At 68.7% G+C, this 18,881-nt stretch carries 14 protein-coding genes; 11 read left to right on the top strand and 3 right to left on the bottom strand.

Annotation, left to right across the window (positions count from 1 at the left end; genetic code table 11):
• The first annotated feature begins 202 nt into the window (after positions 1–202).
• From CEK65_RS11115 to CEK65_RS11055, 11 genes are all read left to right on the top strand, one after another.
• On the top strand, positions 203–958 hold the full coding sequence (locus CEK65_RS11115; RefSeq protein ID WP_150411204.1) for a gamma-glutamyl-gamma-aminobutyrate hydrolase family protein: 756 nt from the start codon (positions 203–205) through the stop codon (positions 956–958).
• Positions 959–963: 5 nt separating this feature from the next.
• The gene (locus CEK65_RS11110; protein ID WP_017908479.1) at positions 964–2,346 is read left to right on the top strand and encodes a glutamine synthetase family protein; all 1,383 of its coding nucleotides are present in this window, start codon (positions 964–966) and stop codon (positions 2,344–2,346) included.
• A gap of 818 nt (positions 2,347–3,164) precedes the next feature.
• Positions 3,165–4,529, top strand: coding sequence for an aspartate aminotransferase family protein (locus CEK65_RS11095; protein WP_152181755.1), 1,365 nt, complete (start codon positions 3,165–3,167; stop codon positions 4,527–4,529).
• A 92-nt stretch (positions 4,530–4,621) separates the two neighbouring features.
• Entirely contained in the window at positions 4,622–5,743 is a 1,122-nt protein-coding gene (locus tag CEK65_RS11090; protein ID WP_152181754.1) for a polyamine ABC transporter substrate-binding protein, read from the top strand.
• A 582-nt stretch (positions 5,744–6,325) separates the two neighbouring features.
• Entirely contained in the window at positions 6,326–7,594 is a 1,269-nt protein-coding gene (locus CEK65_RS11085) for an HlyD family secretion protein (protein ID WP_152181753.1), read from the top strand.
• Positions 7,591–9,168, top strand: coding sequence for an MDR family MFS transporter (locus CEK65_RS11080; RefSeq protein WP_152181752.1), 1,578 nt, complete (start codon positions 7,591–7,593; stop codon positions 9,166–9,168). The genes CEK65_RS11085 and CEK65_RS11080 overlap by 4 nt, the downstream gene beginning before the upstream one ends.
• 13 nt (positions 9,169–9,181) lie before the next feature.
• Positions 9,182–10,684: an efflux transporter outer membrane subunit gene (locus CEK65_RS11075; RefSeq protein WP_193314763.1), complete on the top strand. Its 1,503-nt coding sequence runs from the start codon at positions 9,182–9,184 to the stop codon at positions 10,682–10,684.
• Positions 10,685–10,849: 165 nt separating this feature from the next.
• A complete protein-coding gene (potA, locus tag CEK65_RS11070) occupies positions 10,850–11,992 on the top strand; it encodes a polyamine ABC transporter ATP-binding protein (protein WP_017908174.1) in 1,143 nt (380 codons plus the stop codon).
• Positions 11,989–12,951 carry an ABC transporter permease subunit gene (locus CEK65_RS11065; RefSeq protein WP_152181750.1) on the top strand — a complete coding sequence of 321 codons (963 nt, stop codon included), beginning with the start codon at positions 11,989–11,991 and terminating at the stop codon, positions 12,949–12,951. Before potA ends, CEK65_RS11065 begins: the two co-directional genes overlap by 4 nt.
• Positions 12,948–13,799 (top strand): ABC transporter permease subunit, encoded by an 852-nt coding sequence (locus CEK65_RS11060; RefSeq protein WP_152181749.1) that lies wholly within the window; start codon positions 12,948–12,950, stop codon positions 13,797–13,799. Before CEK65_RS11065 ends, CEK65_RS11060 begins: the two co-directional genes overlap by 4 nt.
• Before the next feature lie 302 nt (positions 13,800–14,101).
• Positions 14,102–15,466 carry an NAD-dependent succinate-semialdehyde dehydrogenase gene (locus CEK65_RS11055; RefSeq protein WP_152181748.1) on the top strand — a complete coding sequence of 455 codons (1,365 nt, stop codon included), beginning with the start codon at positions 14,102–14,104 and terminating at the stop codon, positions 15,464–15,466.
• A gap of 176 nt (positions 15,467–15,642) precedes the next feature.
• Here the strand turns inward: CEK65_RS11055 and CEK65_RS11050 are convergent, their stop codons facing one another.
• From CEK65_RS11050 to CEK65_RS11040, 3 genes are read right to left on the bottom strand one after another with little or no spacing between them, the layout of a single operon-like run.
• Entirely contained in the window at positions 15,643–16,638 is a 996-nt protein-coding gene (locus CEK65_RS11050; protein ID WP_017908178.1) for a magnesium and cobalt transport protein CorA, read from the bottom strand.
• Positions 16,639–16,687: 49 nt separating this feature from the next.
• Positions 16,688–17,986 carry a DUF4105 domain-containing protein gene (locus CEK65_RS11045; RefSeq protein ID WP_226980552.1) on the bottom strand — a complete coding sequence of 433 codons (1,299 nt, stop codon included), beginning with the start codon at positions 17,984–17,986 and terminating at the stop codon, positions 16,688–16,690.
• Complete coding sequence (locus CEK65_RS11040; RefSeq protein ID WP_026144230.1) at positions 17,983–18,864, bottom strand: transporter associated domain-containing protein; 882 nt, start codon at positions 18,862–18,864, stop codon at positions 17,983–17,985. Before CEK65_RS11040 ends, CEK65_RS11045 begins: the two co-directional genes overlap by 4 nt.
• Positions 18,865–18,881 lie beyond the last annotated feature (17 nt).

Below are 18,881 nucleotides of genomic sequence, written 5' to 3'. Positions count from 1 at the left end.
GCAGGAGGCGGCGTGCCGACGCTCGCTCGCGTGGCACGCTGGTCGTGTTGCGCTTTTGCGGCATGACGAAGGAGATTTTGCGGCATCGTGCGGGCCGGTCAGCACCTCTGCAGGTGCGTTGTGCGCCGTGTCCCACTGCGTGTTGTGTTGTAAAAATAAAACGCTCGCGGTAACTTGCGAGGACGCCACACGAGTTCTTCGCATGGCCGTATCGCCCCTGGTCGGTGTGCCGACCGACCGCAAGCTCATCGGCCAGCATCCGTTCCTGGCCGCGGGCGAAAAGTATCTGCGTGCCGCCGTCGATGGCGCCGGGGTGACCCCGGTGCTGCTGCCGTCGCTGCAGCCGCCGGTCGACGCCCGCGCCTGGCTGACGCGGCTCGACGGCCTGCTGCTGACCGGCGCGGTCAGCAATATCGAGCCGCACCATTACAGCGACGAGCCGAGCTGGCTCGGCAACCTGCATGACCCGGCGCGCGACGCCAACACGCTGGACCTGATTCCGCAGGCGATCTCGCTGGGCCTGCCGATCCTGGCGATCTGCCGCGGCTTCCAGGAAGTCAACGTCGCCCTCGGCGGCACCCTGTATCAGAAGGTGCATGCGCAGCCGGGGCTGTCCGATCATCGCGAGGATCCGCAGGCGCCGCTGGAGGCGCAGTACGCGCCGGCGCACGAGGTGGCGCTGAGCGAAGGCGGTTGGCTGGAGGAGATCGCCGGCCGCGGGCGGGTGCGGGTCAACTCGCTGCACGGCCAGGGCGTGGCCCGGCTCGGCGGCGACCTGATCGTCGAGGCGCTGGCGCCGGACGGGCTGATCGAGGCCTTCCGCGGCATCGGCCCCGGTTTCCTGCTCGGTGTGCAATGGCATCCGGAGTGGCGGGTCCTCGACGACCCGTTCTATCTCGGCATCTTCCAATCCTTCGGCGACGCCTGTCGCCACTATGCGGCCAGCCGCAGGCGCTGATTCCCATGGCCAGTCGACCCCGATCGCGCAAGCACACCCCGGAACAGCAGGAAAGCTCGCTGCGGCGCTGGCTCAAGGAGCGCCACATCACCGAGGTCGAGTGCCTGGTGCCGGACATCACCGGCAACGCGCGCGGCAAGATCATTCCCGCCGCCAAGTTCTCGCACGACTACGGCACGCGCCTGCCCGAGGGCATCTTCGCCACCACGGTCACCGGCGACTACCCGGACGACTACTACGACCTGACTTCGCCGTCGGATTCGGACATGCAGCTGCGCCCGGACCCGGACACGGTGCGCATGGTGCCGTGGGCCGCCGATCCCACCGCTCAGGTGATACACGATTGCTATACCAAGGAAGGCCAGCCGCACGAACTGGCGCCGCGCAACGTGCTGCGCGGGGTGCTGGAGGCGTATGCGGCGATCGGCTGCAAGCCGGTGGTGGCGCCGGAGCTGGAGTTCTTCCTGGTGCAGAAGAACACCGACCCGGACTTTCCGTTGCTGCCGCCGGCCGGCCGCTCGGGCCGGCCGGAGACGGCACGGCAGTCGTACTCGATCGACGCGGTCAACGAGTTCGATCCGATCCTGGACCTGATGTACGACTATTGCGACGCGATGGAGCTGGACGTGGACACGCTGATCCACGAATCCGGCGCGGCGCAGCTGGAGGTCAACTTCACCCACGACGACGCGCTGTCGCGCGCCGACCAGGTGTTCCTGTTCAAGCGCACCATGCGCGAGGCGGCGCTGCGCCACGGCGTCTACGCCACCTTCCTGGCCAAGCCGATGGAGAACGAGCCGGGCAGTGCGATGCACATCCACCAGAGCCTGGTGGACAAGCACGGCAAGAACGTCTTCAGCGGCCGCCGCGCCGGCGAGTACAGTCGCACCTTCGCCCATTACCTGGCGGGCCTGCAGAAGTACGTGCCGATGGCGATGGCGTTCTTCGCGCCGAACGTCAATTCCTACCGCCGGCTGATGTTCGGCGAGGTGTCGCCGAGCAATGTGCTGTGGGGCTTCGACAACCGCACCTGCGGCCTGCGCGTGCCGATCGACACGATCGAAAACATGCGCGTGGAGAGTCGTTTCGCCGGTTCCGACGCCAATCCCTACCTGGCGATGGCGGCGACGCTGGCCTGCGGCTTGCTCGGAATCCGCGAGAAGCTCGAGCCGACCGAGCCGACCACGGGTAGCGGCAAGGAGATGGGCTATCAGTTGCCGCGCTCGCTGGGCGAGGCGCTGGACGAGTTGGAGCGTTGTGCGCCGTTGCAGGAGTTGCTGGGGCCGCGTTTCGTGCGGGCGTACATTTCGGTCAAGCGCAAGGAGTACGAGACGTTCTTCCGGGTGATCAGTTCGTGGGAGCGGGAGTTTTTGTTGTTGAACGTGTAGGGGGCGGTTCGCGCCAGCCAGCCAGAACGTCGACGTTGCCGTTGCTACTGTTGTTGCTGTTGCTCCTGACGTTGCTCTTGCTCCGGACGTTGATGTTGCTTTTGACTTACCGGGTTCCCTTCCGAAGCGGCGGCCATCGCGGGGAAACACCCGAAGGGCGGCGTACATGGATGTACGCCGTCCGCGGCAGGGGCAGGATGCCCCTTCCGCGGATCCCCGTGATGGACGCGGACCCGGAGCGCGCAGCGCGGAGGGCGCGAAGGCAGGGCGCGCTTTCTTTTGGTTACCTTTTCTTTGCGCGAGCAAAGAAAAGTAACTCGCCCGCAAGGGCGAAAGCCTTTGCTGTTGCTTCAAGCTTGAGTGTCAGACGAGAAGAACTGTAGGAGCGGCGTCAGCCGCGACAGACACGGCTGATCGCCTCGGTCGCGGCTGACGCCGCTCCTACAGTTCAGCCACGGCGGAAGCATCTTCAAGAGCAAAGCTTTCGCCTGGCGGCGAGTCACTTTTCTTTGCTTGTGCAAAGAAAAGTAACCAAAAGAAAGCACACCCTGCCTCGCGCCCTCCGCGCTAACGCGCTCCGGGTCCGCGTCCATGCCGGGGATTCGCGGAAGGGGCATCCTGCCCCTGCCGCGAACGGCGCACATCCATGTGCGCCGCCCCTTCGGGGTTTTTCCCCGGCACGGCCGCCGCTTCGGAAGGGAACCCGGTAAGGCAACAGCAACAGCAAGAGCAACAGCAACAGCAACAGCAAGAGCAAGAGCAACAGCAAGAGCAAAGCTTGGCCGCGTTGCGGCCTTGGTACCGACATTGGAGTGGACATGGACCCGATCGACACGCGCGCCCTGCAGGACCTGGATGCCGCGCACCACCTGCACCCGTTCAACGACAACGCCGCCCTGGCGCAGAAAGGCACCCGCATTCTCACCCGCGGCGATGGCGCCTACGTCTGGGACGCCGACGGCAACCAGTTGCTGGACGCCTTCGCCGGCCTGTGGTGCGTCAACGTCGGCTACGGGCGCAAGGAACTCGGCCAGGCCGCCGCGCGGCAGATGGAACAGCTGGCGTACTACAACAGCTTCTTCCAGTGCACCACCGAACCCACCATCCGCCTGGCCGCCAAGCTCGCCGAACTGGCGCCGGGCGACCTCGACCATGCCTTCTTCACCAACTCCGGCTCCGAGGCCAACGACACCATCCTGCGCCTGGTGCGGCACTTCTGGGCCGTGCAGGACCAGCCGCAGAAGACCATCTTCATCGGCCGCCACGACGGCTACCACGGCACCACCATGGCCGGCGCCAGCCTCGGCGGGATGAAGGGCATGCACCGCCAGGGCGGCCTGCCGATCCCTGACATCCACCACATCGATCCGCCGTACTGGTTCGGCGACGGCGGCGACATGGATCCGGAGGAATACGGGCTGCTCGCCGCGCGGCGGCTGGAGGACAAGATCCTGGAGCTGGGGCCGGAGCGGGTGGCCGCGTTCATCGGCGAGCCGATCATGGGCGCGATCGGCGTGTACATTCCGCCGCGCAGCTACTGGCCGGAGATCGAGCGCATCTGCCGCCGCTACGACGTGCTGCTGGTCGCCGACGAGGTGATCTGCGGCTTCGGCCGCACCGGGGAATGGTTCGGGTCGCAATACTTCGGCTTCCAGCCGGACGTGATGACCATCGCCAAGGGCATCACCTCCGGCTACATCCCGCTCGGCGCGGCGATGTTCGGCACGCGCGTGGCCATGGTGCTGAAGGAGCAGGGCGGCGAGTTGGCGCATGGCTGCACCTATTCCGGGCACCCGGTGTGCGCGGCGGTGGCGCTGGAGAACCTGCGCCTGCTGCAGGACGAGGGCATCGTCGAACGCGCGCGCAGCGAGATCGCGCCGTACCTGGCGCAACGCTGGGCCGAGCTGGGCGAGCACCGGCTGGTGGGCGAGGCGCGCATCGTCGGCATGATCGGCGCGCTGGAACTGGTGCCGGACAAGCCGCGGCGGCACTACTTTCCCGAGCGCGGCAAGGTCGGCGCATTGTGCCGCGACAACGCGCTGCGCCGCGGCCTGATCCTGCGCGCCACCAACGACGCGATGCTGCTGTCGCCGCCGTTGATCCTCAGCCGTGCCCAGGTCGACGAACTGTTCGACAAGGCCTGGCTGGCGCTGGAGGATACGGCCCAGGCGCTGGGCAAATAGCCCGGCGCTGGGTAGTCTGGAGCCCCGATCCCGGATCCGGCGCGCGCCGCCGATCCTTCCATTCCTGCCCCAAGGACCCGCGGAGACCTGCGATGAAGCTGCGACTGCTTACTCTTTCCTTGGCCACGGCGCTGCTCGCCGGCTGCGGCGGCTCCGGCGGCGACGCGGACAAGGCGGGGCAGGGCGAGGCGAAGGTGCTCAACGTGTACAACTACTCGGACTACATCGCCGAGAACACGATTCCCGACTTCGAGAAGCAGAGCGGGATCAAGGTCACCTACGACGTCTTCGACAGCGACGAGATGGTGGAGACCAAGCTGCTGGCCGGCGGCAGCGGCTACGACGTGGTGGTGCCGACGCTGAACTTCTTCGGCCGGCAGATCCAGGCCGGCGTGTTCCTGCCGCTGGACAAGAGCAAGATCCCGAACCTGGCCAATCTCGATCCGCAGATCATGCAGCGCATCGCGCAGCAGGATCCGGGCAACAAGTACGGCGTGCCGTACATGGTCGGCACCACCGGCATCGGCTACAACGTCGACAAGGTCAAGGCCGCGTTCGGCAGCACCGACATCGCCAACAGCTGGGACCTGGTGTTCAAGCCGGAGAATCTGTCCAAGCTCAAGGACTGCGGCGTGACCCTGCTGGACACGCCCTCGGACCTGATCCCGATCGCGCTGCACTACCTTGGGGAGGATCCGCACACCACCGACCAGGCCAAGATCGAGCAGGCCGCGGCGCTGATCAAGCGCATCCGCCCCTACGTGCAGAACTTCCACTCCTCGCAGTACGTGACCTCGCTGGCCAACGGCAGCACCTGCCTGGCGGTGGGCTGGTCCGGCGACATCATCCAGGCCCGCGACCGTGCCGAGGAAGCCAAGAACGGCGTGCACGTGGCCTATTCGATCCCCAAGGAAGGCGCGCCGCAGTGGTTCGACATGCTGGCCATCCCCAAGGACGCCAAGCATCCGGAGAACGCCTACGCGTTCATCAACTACCTGCTGACGCCCAAGGTGGCCGCGGCCAATACCGACTTCATCCACTACGCCAATCCGGTGCCGCAGGCGACCCCGCTGGTGGACGCGGCGATCCGCAACGATCCCACCATCTATCCGCCGCCGGACGTGGCCGCGAAGATGTTCACCTATTCGATCAACCCGCCCGAGGTGGACAAGCTGTACACCCGCCTGTGGACGGAGATCAAGACCGGCCGTTGAGCCGCCGGCGTTGCGGTCCGGGTAAGGCTTTGCGGGTTGCCCCGGACCGCTATCGCGCTGCGCTTGCCCGAGCGGCCAGGGCGAGCGTAAGCGGCTGTTGTGGGAGGGACTTCAGTCCCGACGCGATGCTGCCTGGGACGCATCGCGTCTTCGCCCGTCGCGGCTGAAGCCGCTCTTACCTCTTTGCCGGTCCACGCAGGTATCGCGCCGGCACGCTCTCCCGTTTGATCGGAGCGGGCCACACCTTTTCCCGCAGGAGCGGCTTCAGCCGCGACGGGCCTTCCCGATCGCGCCCCGTCGCGCGGCCGAAGGGCGCCCCGACACATCGCTCCCCCCATCGGGATGAGAGACCGGGGACATCGCTCCCTCGATCCAAGCGGCCGGGTCGGGCGCCGCACAGCGTCCGCCATCGCGGCGACGCCGCAGCGCCACCGCCACCGCCACCGCCACCGCAACGCCGCGCCGCGCTCACGCACTCTGTACTCACCGGTACAAATAATGCGCCGGCTGGCGTACGCTACCGTTTGGTGGCGTCGCCGTTCCGACCCGGCGACGTTCTTCCTCTCCCCAGGAATCAGCGACTTGAGCAACCACGACCCAGACTCCTCACAGGCGCCGCGGCAGGCCGCCGCGCGCGATGCCCACGCCGGCCAGGGCCAGTCCGGCTCGCCCCGGGACGACAAGGGCCATGACGGCAAGGGCCAAGCCGACGACGGCAAGTCCGACACGCCGTCGCCGCTGAAGAACCCCAAGGTCAAATGGACCCTGCTGCTGATCGGCCTGCTGGTGGTGATCGGCCTGGTAGTGTGGCTGATCTATTACCTCACCACCGGCCGCTACCTGCAGGAGACCAACAACGCCTATCTGCAGGCCGATACGGTGGCGGTGGCGCCGCGGGTCAACGGCTACGTGACCGCGGTGTATGTGCGCGACAACCAGGCAGTGACCGCTGGGCAGCCGCTGCTGGAGATCGACCCGCGCACCTACCGCGCCACCCTGGAGCAGGCGCAGGCCGCGATCGCGGTGCGCCAGGCCGACATCGCCGCCGCCGAGGCCGGGCTGCAGGCGCAGCGCGCCAGCCTGCTGCAGGCGCGCACCCAGGTCACTGCCGCCGCCGCCAGCCTGCGCTTCGCCCAGGGCGAGGCCAAGCGCTTCGGGCCGTTGGCCGCCTCCGGCGCCGACACCCACGAACACTACGAAAGCATCGTCCACGACCGCGACCGCGCGCAGGCGCAGTTCGACGCGGCCAAGGCCCAGGTCGTCGCTGCGGAGAGCCAGGTGCAGGGCACCAGCGCCAAGCTCGACCAGGCCCGCGCGGGGCTGGTACAGGCGCAGGCCGATGCCGCGCAGGCGGAAGTGGCGGTGGAGGACACCCGCCTGACCGCGCGCATCGCCGGCCGCATCGGCGACAAGACCGTGCAGGTCGGCCAGTTCGTCGCGGCCGGCACCCGGTTGATGAGCGTGGTGCCGGTGGACGCGCTGTACCTGAGCGCCAACTTCAAGGAAACCCAGGTCGGGCTGATGCGGCCGGGACAGCCGGCGCGGATCGAGGTCGATGCGCTGTCCGGGGTGGAACTGGACGGCGTGGTCGAGAGCATCGCCCCGGGCACCGGATCGCAGTTCGCGCTGTTGCCGCCGGAGAACGCCACCGGCAACTTCACCAAGGTGGTGCAGCGGGTGCCGGTGCGCATCCGCCTCAAGGCTGGCGCCGAGGCGCGCAAGGTGCTGGTGCCGGGCATGTCGGTGACGGTGACGGTCGATACGCGCAGCGCCAAGGATGCCAAGGAGCGCGTGGAGGAAGAGGACGCGCAGGGCCAGGATACGGTCGCCCCGCGCGGGCGCACCCCGTGAGCGAAGCGGCCGCGGCGGCCGGCGCGCAGGCGTCGCAAAAGGCCGACACCGGCGCCTGGCTGGCGGTGGCCGCCGGCACCATCGGCTCGTTCATGGCGACGCTGGACATTTCCATCGTCAACGCCGCACTGCCGACCATCCAGGGCGAGGTCGGCGCCAGCGGCACCGAAGGCACCTGGATCTCGACCTCCTACCTGGTCGCCGAGATCGTGATGATCCCGCTGACCGGCTGGTTCGTGCGCACCCTGGGGCTGCGCAACTTCCTGCTGATCTGCGCGCTGCTTTTCACGTTTTTCTCGGTGGTGTGCGGGCTGTCCAGCAGCCTGACCATGATGATCCTCGGCCGGGTCGGCCAGGGCTTCGCCGGTGGCGCGCTGATCCCCACCGCGCTGACCATCGTCGCCACGCGGCTGCCGCGGGCGCAGCAGACCCTGGGCACGGCGCTGTTCGGCATGACCGTGATCCTGGGCCCGGTGATCGGGCCGCTGCTGGGCGGCTGGCTCACCGAGAACGTCAGCTGGCACTACGCGTTCTTCCTCAACGTGCCGGTCTGCGCCGGCCTGGTGGCGCTGCTGCTGCTCGGGCTGCCGCACGAGCGCATGTATCTGCGCGGGCTGCTCGACGCCGACTGGCTCGGCATCTTCGGCCTGACCGCCGGACTGGGCGCGCTGACCGTGGTGCTGGAAGAAGGCCAGCGCGAGCGCTGGTTCGAATCCACCGAGATCGTGCTGCTGAGCGTGGTCTCGCTGGTCGGCTTCATCGCCCTGGTGGGCTCGCAGTTCCTCAGCCGGCAGCCGGTGATCCGCCTGTCGATCCTGCTGCAGCGCAGTTTCGGCGCGGTGTTCGTGATGGTGATGGCGGTGGGCATGATCCTGTTCGGGGTCATGTACATGATTCCGCAGTTCCTGGCGGTGATCTCCGGCTACAACACCGAGCAGTCCGGCTACGTGGTGCTGCTGTCGGGCGTCCCCACGGTGCTGCTGATGCCGATGATGCCCAAGCTGCTGACCACGGTGGATGTGCGCGTGCTGGTGCTCGGCGGGTTGAGCTGCTTCGCCGCGGCCTGCTTCGTCAACATGCACCTCACCGCCGAGTCGGTCGGCATGCATTTCGTCGCCGGGCAGCTGCTGCAGGGCTGCGGGCTGGCGCTGGCGATGATGTCGCTCAACCAGGCGGCGATCTCCTCGGTGCCGCCGGACCTGGCCGGCGACGCCTCGGGCCTGTTCAATGCCGCGCGCAACATGGGCGGCTCGATCGGCCTGGCGCTGATCTCCACCTTCCAGGAGCGGCGCATGGTGTTCCATACGCAGATGCTCGGCAGCGGCACCACCGCCAATTCGCCGCTGGCGCAGGACTACCTGCATGGCATCGCCGCGCAACTGCAGTCGGTGTCCGGCGCCGGCGCGGCGATGCAGTCGCTGGCGCAACTGGCGCGGCTGGTGCAGCAGCAGGCCCTGGTGATGACCTACAACGATCTGTTCTGGATCTTCGGGGTGATCGTGGTCTGCACGATCCCGCTGGCGTTCCTGCTCAAGCCGCTGCCCAAGGGCGGCGCTCCGCTCGCGATGCATTGAGGATTCCATGGCCCTGCGTTTCTCCCGCGTTCTCGTCGCCGCCGCGCTGCCCTCGCTGCTGTCGGCCTGCATGCTCGGCCCGGACTACGTGAAGCCGCCGCCGGTGGCCGAGGCGGCGCTGGCGCAGCCGCGGCTGCACCGCGCCGATGCCACGGCCGCCGCCGCCGGCGTGGTGCCGGCACCGCCGCCGCAGCGCTGGTGGGACACCCTGCAGGATCCGCAATTGACCATGCTGGTCGAGCAGGCCCTGCAGCACAGCCCGAACCTGCGGGTGGCGCAGGCGCGCCTGCGCGCCTCGCGCGCGCTGGTCGACCAGCGCCACGCCGAGCAGTTGCCCAGCGTTGGCGCCAACGCGGCCTATCTCAACGCGCGCGCGCCGGATGCGCTGACCGACCGCCTGGGCAGCATCGCCGCCGGCACCGGCCAGCCGGTGGAGATCGATCCGCGTGCGCAGCTCTACAGCGTCGGCATCGATGCCAGCTGGGAACTGGATTTCTTCGGCCGCCGCCGCCGCGCCAGCGAGGGCGCACTGGCCGATGCCCAGGCCGACGAGGCCGACCTCGCCGACACCCAGGTGCAGATCGCCGCCGAAGTGGGGCAGGCCTACCTGGGCTACCGCAGCACGCGTGCGCGCATGGCCGTGGCCCAGCGCAACCTGGAGGCTGCCCGGCAGACCCTGCAGCTGACCCGGCAGCGCCGCGAGCGCGGCGCCGACGCCGACCTGCAGGTGGAACGCGCGCAGGCGCAACTGCAGCAACAGGAGGCGGTACTCCCGGACCTGCAGGCGCAGGCGCAGGTGGCGCTGGACCAGTTGGCGCTGATGATCGGCCGCGAGCCCGGCGCGCTCGATGCCGAACTGGCCGCCGACCGGCCGTTGCCGACGTTGCCGGCGACGGTGCCGGTGGACGATGCCGGCGCGCTGATCCGCCGGCGCCCGGACGTGCGCCGCGCCGAGCGCCAGCTGGCCGCCTCGTCGGCGAAGATCGGCGAAGCGCTGACCGCGTATTTCCCGCAGGTCACGCTGCTGGGCAACATCGGCATGGCCGCGACCTCGCCGGGCGATCTCGGCCGCGACGCCGTCAACAGCGTGGTGGCGCCGTTCCTGCGCTGGTCGATCTTCGATTTCGGCGGCACCCGTGCCAAGGTCGAGCAGGCCCGCGCCGGCAACGCCGCGCGGCTGGCCGCCTACGAAGGCACGGTGCTGGCCGCGCTGCAGGATGCCAACGGCGCCCTGGCGCGGTTCGGCGCCGCGCGCCAGCAGGCGCTGGCCGCGGACAAGGCCGCCGCCTCGGCCGATCGTTCCGCTGCGTTGCTGCAGCAACGCTATGCCGCCGGCGCCTCGTCGCTGATCGATGCGCTGGACGTGCAGCGCCAGCAAGCCTCGGCCCAGGACAGTGCGCTGCAGGCGCATACCCAGGTGCTGCTGCGCTACGTGGCCTTGCAGAAGAGCCTGGGCCTGGGCTGGGCGGCACCGGAGGCGCCGGCGTCAGCGCCAGCGCCAGCCACGGCGCAGTAAGCGCTTGCTGCTTTGACGAATCCCCAATCCCCACTCCCGAATCCCGACTCCCGCGCCGCCGCGGTATCGCCGACGCGCCGCCCACGGCTACACTGAGACTCACCGCGCCGCGGTCGCCGCCGCAGCGGCGCTCCGCACGACGGCGTGCTTCACGGGGAATCACCGATGGCGTTGAGCGAAGCGAGAACCGACCATCTGCCGGCACCGCCGCCGGCCAAGGGTGCCGGCTATGTGTCCATCGCCGGCCTGCGCAAGGAGTTCGACGGCTTCGTCGCGCTGGACGACATCGACCTGGACATCGGCCAGGGCGAGATCTTCGCGCTGCTCGGCGGTTCCGGCAGCGGCAAGTCCACGCTGCTGCGCTGCCTGGGCGGGTTCGAGCAGCCCAGCCGCGGCCGCATCGTGCTCGACGGCCAGCCGCTGGATGGGCTGCCGCCGTACCAGCGCCCGCTCAACATGATGTTCCAGTCCTACGCGCTGTTCCCGCACATGAGCGTGGAGCAGAACATCGCCTTCGGGCTGAAGCAGGACGGGCTGTCGCGCAGCGCCATCGCCAGCCGCGTCGGCGAGATGCTGGAGCTGGTGCGGCTGGGCACGCTCGGCAAGCGCAAGCCGCACCAGCTCTCCGGCGGCCAGCAGCAGCGCGTGGCGCTGGCGCGCTCGCTGGCCAAGCGGCCGAAACTGCTGCTGCTGGACGAGCCGATGGGCGCGCTGGACAAGAAGCTGCGCTCGCAGATGCAGCTGGAACTGGTCTCAATCATCGAGACCTCGGGGGTGACCTGCGTGATGGTCACCCACGACCAGGAGGAGGCGATGACCATGGCCACGCGCATCGCGCTGATGGAGCATGGCCGCATCCGCCAGGTCGGCACGCCGGGCGACATCTACGAGTCGCCGAACAGCCGTTTCGTCGCCGAGTTCATCGGCTCGGTGAACATGTTCGAGGGCCGCATCGGCGAGGACCATCCCGACCACGTGACCGTGTTGTGCCCGCAGTTCCCGGTGCCGATCTACATCAGCCACGGCATCACCGGCGTGGAAGGGCAGGAAGTGGCGTTTGCGGTGCGTCCGGAAAAGGTCTGGATCACCAAGGGCGAACCGGAGCAGACCTACAACAAGGCGCGCGGCACCATCGAGGACATCGCCTATTTCGGCAGCCACTCGATCTTCCACGTGCGTCTGCCCAGCGGCATCCGCGTGCAATCCAACTTCGCCAACCAGAAGCGCTGGGACAGCGAAGGCATGACCTGGGGCGACACGGTGTGGGTGTCGTGGGACGACAACGACGGCGTGGTGCTGACCGCATGAGCGCGCCCGTCGTCCCGGTGCCAGCGCAACCGACGCCACGGCTGCGCCTGCAGCAGCGCCTGCGCCTGAGGTCGCTGCCGGCGCTGCGCTGGCTGGTGATCGCCGCGCCGTACCTGTGGCTGCTGCTGTTCTTCGCGATCCCGTTCCTGATCGTGCTGCGCATCTCCTTCGCCGAGCAGGCGATCCGCAGCCCGCCGTACAGCGAACTGCTCGAAGTCCGCGACGGCGTGCTGACGCTGAAGCTGACCCTGCAGAACTACCTGGCGCTGCTGCGCGACCACCAGTACATCGAGGCCTACTGGGGCTCGATCAAGATCGCCGGCATCTCCACCGCGCTGACCCTGCTGATCGGTTACCCGATGGCCTACGCGATCGCGCGGCTGTCGCCGTCGGCGCGCAACATCGCGATGATGCTGGTGGTGCTGCCGTCGTGGACCTCGTTCCTGATCCGCGTCTACGCCTGGATCGGCATCCTCGACAGCAACGGCGTGCTCAACCGGGCGTTGCTTGCGCTGGGCCTGATCGATGCGCCGCTGCATATCCTGTACACGCCGGTCGCCGCCTACATCGGCATCGTCTACTGCTACTTGCCGTTCATGGTGCTGCCGCTGTACGCGACCCTGGTCAAGCTCGACCAGCGCCTGCTCGAGGCCGCCTACGATCTCGGTGCGCCGCCGTGGAAGGCGTTCCTGACCGTGACCCTGCCGCTGTCGCGGCCGGGCATCGTCGCCGGCTGCATGCTGGTGATGATCCCGGCGGTGGGCGAGTTCGTGATCCCGGAGATGCTCGGCGGCCCGGACACGCTGATGATCGGCCGGGTGCTGTGGGGCGAGTTCTTCAACAACCGCGACTGGCCGACCGCCTCGGCGGTGGCGATCGCGATGCTGGCGCTGCTGATGGTGCCGATCCTGATCTTCAACCGCTACCAGCAGCGCCAGCTCGAAGGCGGTCAGGCATGAGCGGCGCGCGCGGCGGCATGGGCAGGGTATTGCGCTGGACCGTGCTGGGCGCCGGCTTCGCCTTCCTGTACCTGCCGATCCTGCTGTTGATGGTGTATTCGTTCAACGCCTCCAAGCTGGCGACGGTGTGGGCCGGCTTCTCCACCAAGTGGTACGGCGAACTGCTGCGCGACCGGCAGATCCTGCAGGCGGCGTGGATCAGCCTGAAGGTGGCGTTCTGGACCGCCACCGCGTCGATGGTGCTCGGCACGCTGGCGGCGATGGCGATGACCCGCTTCCGCCGCTTCCCCAGCAAGAGCCTGTTCGGCGCGCTGGTGACCGCGCCGCTGGTGATGCCGGAGGTGATCATCGGCCTGTCGATCATGATGATGCTGGTATCGATGGGCGGCGTGCTCGGCATCCCGCCCAAGGGCGTGATGGCGATCTGGGCGGCGCATGTCACCTTCACCCTGTCCTTCGTCACCGTGGTGGTGTCCTCGCGCCTGCAGGAGCTGGACCGCTCGCTGGAGGAGGCGGCGATGGACCTGGGCGCCAACCGGCTCAAGGTGTTCTTCCTGATCACCGTGCCGATCATCGCCCCGGCGCTGGTGTCGGGCTGGCTGCTGGCGTTCACCCTGTCGCTGGACGACGTGGTGATCGCCAACTTCGTCGCCGGCCCGGATTCGACCACGCTGCCGATGACCGTGTTCTCGTCGGTGCGCATGGGCCTGAAGCCCAAGATCAATGCGCTGGCCACGCTGATGGTGTTGACGGTCTCGATCGCCGCGTTCGTCGGCTGGTGGCTGATGGCGCGCAGCGAGAAACGCCGCCAGCGCGACATGCAGTTGGCGCAACAGCAGGGGGGGTGATGTGTGCTGCTTTTCCGTGGAGCGGCGTCAGCCGCGACACGCATTGCCGGTAAGGCCTGTCGCGGCTTAAGCCGCTCCCACAGGATCGTGCGGCGAGCTTGCCTGGTGCACTGTGGGAGGGACTCCAGTCCCGACGCATTGCGCCATCGGAAAGCACGGCGCGTCGCTCCTGGCTGCTGCATGACAGTCGACTCATACAGGCCACGCGGAACACTGTGAGCCATCGCGCTCTCTGGCATCGCCACGTCGCCGCAACGTCCACGGCGCTAGGCTGGCCTGACATTTTTCCAGGAGTCCGCGCGATGCCTTACGACACCGTCAATCCGGCCAACGGCCAGGTCGAATACAGTCTCGAGCTGATGGATGCCGCCGCCGTCGAACAGCGCCTGGCCGCTGCGGCGCAGGCGTTTCCGGGCTGGGCGGCGACGCCGCTGGAGCAGCGCGGCGCGCTGCTGCGCAAGGTCGGTGCGCAACTGCGTGAACAGCGCGACGCGATCCAGCGGGTGATGACCGCGGAAATGGGCAAGCTGCGCAAGGAGGCGCTGGCCGAACTCGACAAGTGCGCCGCGGCCTGCGATTACTACGCCGAGCATGCGGCGGACTACCTGCGCGAGCAGGCGGTGGCCACCGATGCGCAGCGCAGCTACGTGCGCTACGAGCCGCTGGGCTGCGTGCTGGCGGTGATGCCGTGGAACTTCCCGATCTGGCAGGTGTTCCGCTTCCTGGCGCCGGCGCTGATGGCCGGCAACGTCGCCCTGCTCAAGCACGCCAGCAACGTGCCGCGTTGCGCCGACGCGATCCGCAAGGTGCTGGCCGACGCCGGCGTGCCGGACGGGGTGTTCGACGTGCTGCACATCGACAACGACCAGGCTGCCGAGGTGCTGCGCGATGCGCGCGTGGCCGCGGTCACCCTGACCGGCAGCGAGCGCGCCGGCCGCTCCATTGCCGCCAATGCCGGTGGGCAGTTGAAGAAGTGCGTGATGGAACTGGGCGGCAGCGATGCCTTCGTGGTGCTGGACGACGCCGACCTCGATGCCACCGTCGCCGCGGCGGTGAAGTCGCGCTTCGACAACGCCGGGCAGACCTGCATCGCGGCCAAGCGTTTCGTCGTGGTGGAGGCGATCGCCGACGAATTCGTGCGCCGCTTCGTCGCCGCCGCGGCCGAGCGCCGCCTCGGCGACCCGCAGGACGAGGCGACCACGCTGGCGCCGATGGCGCGCCAGGACCTGCGCGACGAACTGCACAAGCAGGTGCAGGCCAGCATCGCCAAGGGCGCAAAGCCATTGCTCGGTTGCGAGCCCGAGCGCGACAGCCACGCCGGCTATCCGGCGTCGATTCTCGACAACGTGACGCCGGGCATGCCGGCCTACGACGAGGAACTGTTCGGCCCGGTCGCGGCGATCCTGCGCGTGGCCGACGAAGCCGAAGCCGTGCGCGTGGCCAACGACACCACCTTCGGCCTCGGTGGCAGCGTCTGGACCGCCGACCGCGCCCGCGGCGAACGCGTGGCCTGCCAGCTGCAGTGCGGCGCCGCCTTCGTCAACGCCATCGTCAAGAGCGACGTGCGCCTCCCGTTCGGCGGCATCAAGCGCTCCGGCTTCGGCCGCGAACTGGCCGAGCATGGCATCCATGAGTTCATGAACATCAAGTCGGTGTATGTGGCTTGAGCGGGAATGGGAATGGGGAATGGAGAATTGGGAATGGGAAAAGCGGCGGCGCCTGATGGCGCCGTCTGTCACGGATGATTGCTGCACGCCTAACGATGCAGCGTTACATCACGACTGCGGCGCGCTGTCCATTCCCGATTCCCGTTTCCCCATTCCCGCCGCCGCGACGCGGCGGCTCACAACCACCTCGCCCGCTTGAACGCCACATACAGCGCCACGCATACCGCGGCGACGCCGCCGACCATCAGCGGGTAGGCCCAGGGCCATTCCAGTTCCGGCATCTGCTTGAAGTTCATGCCGTACCAGCTGGTGATCAGGGTCGGGGCGGCGAGCAGGGCGGCCCAGGCGCCGAGGCGCTTGACCGTCTCGCCCTGGGCCAGGGTGACCAGCGACAGGTTCACGCTCAGCGCGGTACCGAGCATCTCGCGCAGGGTGTCGATGGCGTCGTTGGTGCGCACCGCATGGTCGAGCACGTCGCGCACGTACAGCCGCACCTCCTCGGCGATCAGCGGGCCGGGGTGGCGCTTGAGGTGCGCCAGCACGTCCTGCAGCGGCGCCACCGCCAGACGCATCTGGTTGAGTTCGCGCTTCAGTTCGTACAGGCGGATCGCGGTGTCGCGCCGATACGACTCGGCGAAGATGTCGGCCTCCAGCCGTTCCAGGCTCTGCCGGAAGGCGTCGAGGATCGGCTGGTAGTTGTCCACCACATAGTCCAGCACCGCGTAGAGCGCGTAGGACGGGCCGAGTTTCATCAGCGAGGCCTCGCGTTCCAGCCGCTCGCGCACCGGCGCGTAGGGCAGCGAGGCGCCGTGGCGCACGGTCAGCAGGAAGCGCGCGCCGAGGAAGGCGTGGGTTTCGCCGTAGACGATGCGTTCGTCGATCACCTGCGCGGTGTGCACCGCCAGGAACAGCGAGTTGCCGAAGGCCTCGACCTTGGGCCGCTGGTGCGCCTTGCGGGTGTCCTCGATCGCCAGTTCGTGCAGCTGGAATTCCTCCTTGAGCTGCTGCAGTACCGCGTCGCCGGGCTCGTACATGCCGACCCAGACGAAGCCGTCGTCGTGGCCGGCCAGCACGTCGCTGATCTGCTCCAGGGCGATGTCGTGGCGGCGGCCATGGCCGTCGTAGTGCACGCAGTTGATGACGCAGGCGGGATTGGCGGTCGCGGAGGCCATGGCGGGAGTGGGTTCGGCGGAGGCGCGCGTGGCGAGTTGCGCGACGGTATCAGGGCTGCGGGCGAGGGCGGGTGAGCGCCCAGGCCAGCGCCGCGTGCACCGGCAGCAGCAATGCGATCCATTGCAGGTTGAATTGCGGCTGCAGCATCGACAGCCAGTGGATCAGCAGCGCGGCACCGGCCAGCGCCACCACCAGCCACAGCAGCACGTCGAACCAGCGTCCGGGGCGGCGCCCGCGCAGCACGGCAATGCCGCCGAACAGCAGCGGCAGGCACAGCGGATCCAGCAGCAACAGGTTGCGGTTGCCCCAGGCGGCACGATGCTCGCTGAAGCCCCACAGGTACAGCAGGACCGTGCCGCCGAGCGCGCATAGCAGCCAGAATGGCAGCGCCAGCGCGGCCAGCCAGCGCGGGCGGCGGCCCAGCGCCAGCACCCCCGCCGCCGCGACCAGCCCGACCAGCAGCCACGGCCACCAGTGCCGCAGCTGTTCCGGCGGTTCCGGCGGCAGCCGCTGCGGCAGCAACTGCTGGCGCGCCTGCACCAGCGGGCGGCCTTCGCTGTTGCGCACCTCGTTCAGGCTCTCGGCCAGGCGCATCGGCACGAACGCCTCTTCCCAGCGCGACAGCGGTTTGTCGGCGTACGGGCCCAGGCCCAGGTCGAAGCCCAGCCACATCCACGGTGCCGGCGAGGCCAGGCGGACCGATTCGCTGCGGTAGGTATTGCCGCGCGAGCGGCCCGACAGCTGCGCGTGCAGCGCGCCGCCCATGGCCCGGTCCAGCGCGTCGCGGACCATCGTGGCGCAGTTGGCGGTGTAGTAGTCGTAGCGGTAGCGCGCGTTTTCCGGGCGCGCGCGCCAAGCCAGCGCCTGCTGCAGCGCGCGTGCCTGCGCCGGGGCCAGGTCCAGCCACTGGATGTCGACGCCGCGGCCGGCTTCGCGGTATTGCTCCAGGTCCTCCTGCAGCGGCAGGGCGACCAGGTAGTAGCGCATGTCGCCGGCGGCGAAGCGGCCGACGAAGCCCGGTTCGCTGGGGTCGAAGAAACCGAAGTTGTACGAGGTGGCCTGGCCCGTGCGCGTGTCGAGCACCACGATGGCGTCGTGGCCGAAGCGCTCGAAGAACACTTCGCCGGGCTGCATCGTCGCCACGCCGATGCGCGGTGCGGGGTCGCTGCTGGCGCTGGCGGCAGTGGTCGCAGCCGCGTCGGGCGCTGCGGGCGCCGCTGCGGCCAGCGGCGGCGGTGCCGCCGGATCCGCAGGCGCGGTCTGCGCGAAGGCCAGCCCGGTCCACAGGGCCAGCAGCATTCCCAGCCAGCAGGCCGCGCGCAAGCGCGGCACGCGGTGCGTGCTCAAGCGCCGTCCTGCGCGGGAGGCGGCAGGATGGTGACGTGGAACGCCTGCACCCGGCGCGCGTCGGCCTTCGCCACACGGAACGCGAATCGGCCCAGGGTCAGTTCCTCGCCGGTCTCGGGCAGGTGCCCGATCGCCTCGGTGACCAGCCCGCCGACGGTGTCGTAGTCGTCGTCCGGGAAGTCGGCGCCGAAGCGCTCGTTGAAATCCTCGATCGGGGTCAGCGCATCCACCACGTACTGGCCGTCGGCCTGCGCGGCGATCAGCGAGGCCTCGTCCTCGGCATCGTCGTGCTCGTCGTCGATGTCGCCGACGATCTGCTCCAGCACGTCCTCGATGGTCACCAGCCCGGCCACGCCGCCGTACTCGTCGACCACGATCGCCATGTGGTTGCGCGAGAGCCGGAACTCCTTGAGCAGCACGTTGAGCTTCTTCGACTCGGGAATCAGCACCGCCGGGCGCAGCAGTTCGCGCACCGTGCCGGGACCGTGGTCGGCGACCACGCCGCGCAGCAGATCCTTGGCCAGCAGGATGCCGAGGATGTCGTCCTTGTTCTCCCCATGCACCGGGAAGCGCGAGTGGCCGGATTCGACCACCTGCTTCATCAGGTCGAGGAAGCGCGACTCCACCGGCAGCGACACCATCTGCGCGCGCGAGACCATCACGTCGCCGACGGTGAGTTCGGAGACCGACAGCGCGCCCTCCATCATGCGCAGCGTGTCGGCGGCGATCAGGCCGTCGTGCTGCGCGTCGCGCAGCACCTCGACCAGATCGTCGCGGGTGTGCGGGTCGCCGGAGAACACCGAGGTCAGGCGTTCCAGCCAGCCGCGACGTTTTTCGTGGGATTCCGGGGAGGTACTACTCGGTCCGTCTTCTGACATGTTCTGTGGGTAGGCGC

The sequence above is a fragment of the Xanthomonas sp. LMG 12459 genome, assembly GCF_009192905.1.
In the GTDB taxonomy this organism is placed as follows: domain Bacteria; phylum Pseudomonadota; class Gammaproteobacteria; order Xanthomonadales; family Xanthomonadaceae; genus Xanthomonas_A; species Xanthomonas_A sontii.
Note: the sequence above shows the minus strand (reverse complement) of the source record. Positions and strands in the feature narration are given on the sequence as shown.

Excerpts from the sequence above, each read along its gene's own strand:
- potA (WP_017908174.1), top strand. The coding sequence starts at position 10,850 with ATGGCGTTGAGCGAAGCGAGAACCGACCATCTGCCGGCACCGCCGCCG.
- CEK65_RS11040 (WP_026144230.1), bottom strand. The coding sequence starts at position 18,864 with ATGTCAGAAGACGGACCGAGTAGTACCTCCCCGGAATCCCACGAAAAA.
- CEK65_RS11115 (WP_150411204.1), top strand. The coding sequence starts at position 203 with ATGGCCGTATCGCCCCTGGTCGGTGTGCCGACCGACCGCAAGCTCATC.
- CEK65_RS11090 (WP_152181754.1), top strand. The coding sequence starts at position 4,622 with ATGAAGCTGCGACTGCTTACTCTTTCCTTGGCCACGGCGCTGCTCGCC.
- CEK65_RS11050 (WP_017908178.1), bottom strand. The coding sequence starts at position 16,638 with ATGGCCTCCGCGACCGCCAATCCCGCCTGCGTCATCAACTGCGTGCAC.
- CEK65_RS11065 (WP_152181750.1), top strand. The coding sequence starts at position 11,989 with ATGAGCGCGCCCGTCGTCCCGGTGCCAGCGCAACCGACGCCACGGCTG.
- CEK65_RS11095 (WP_152181755.1), top strand. The coding sequence starts at position 3,165 with ATGGACCCGATCGACACGCGCGCCCTGCAGGACCTGGATGCCGCGCAC.
- CEK65_RS11055 (WP_152181748.1), top strand. The coding sequence starts at position 14,102 with ATGCCTTACGACACCGTCAATCCGGCCAACGGCCAGGTCGAATACAGT.
- CEK65_RS11060 (WP_152181749.1), top strand. The coding sequence starts at position 12,948 with ATGAGCGGCGCGCGCGGCGGCATGGGCAGGGTATTGCGCTGGACCGTG.
- CEK65_RS11110 (WP_017908479.1), top strand. The coding sequence starts at position 964 with ATGGCCAGTCGACCCCGATCGCGCAAGCACACCCCGGAACAGCAGGAA.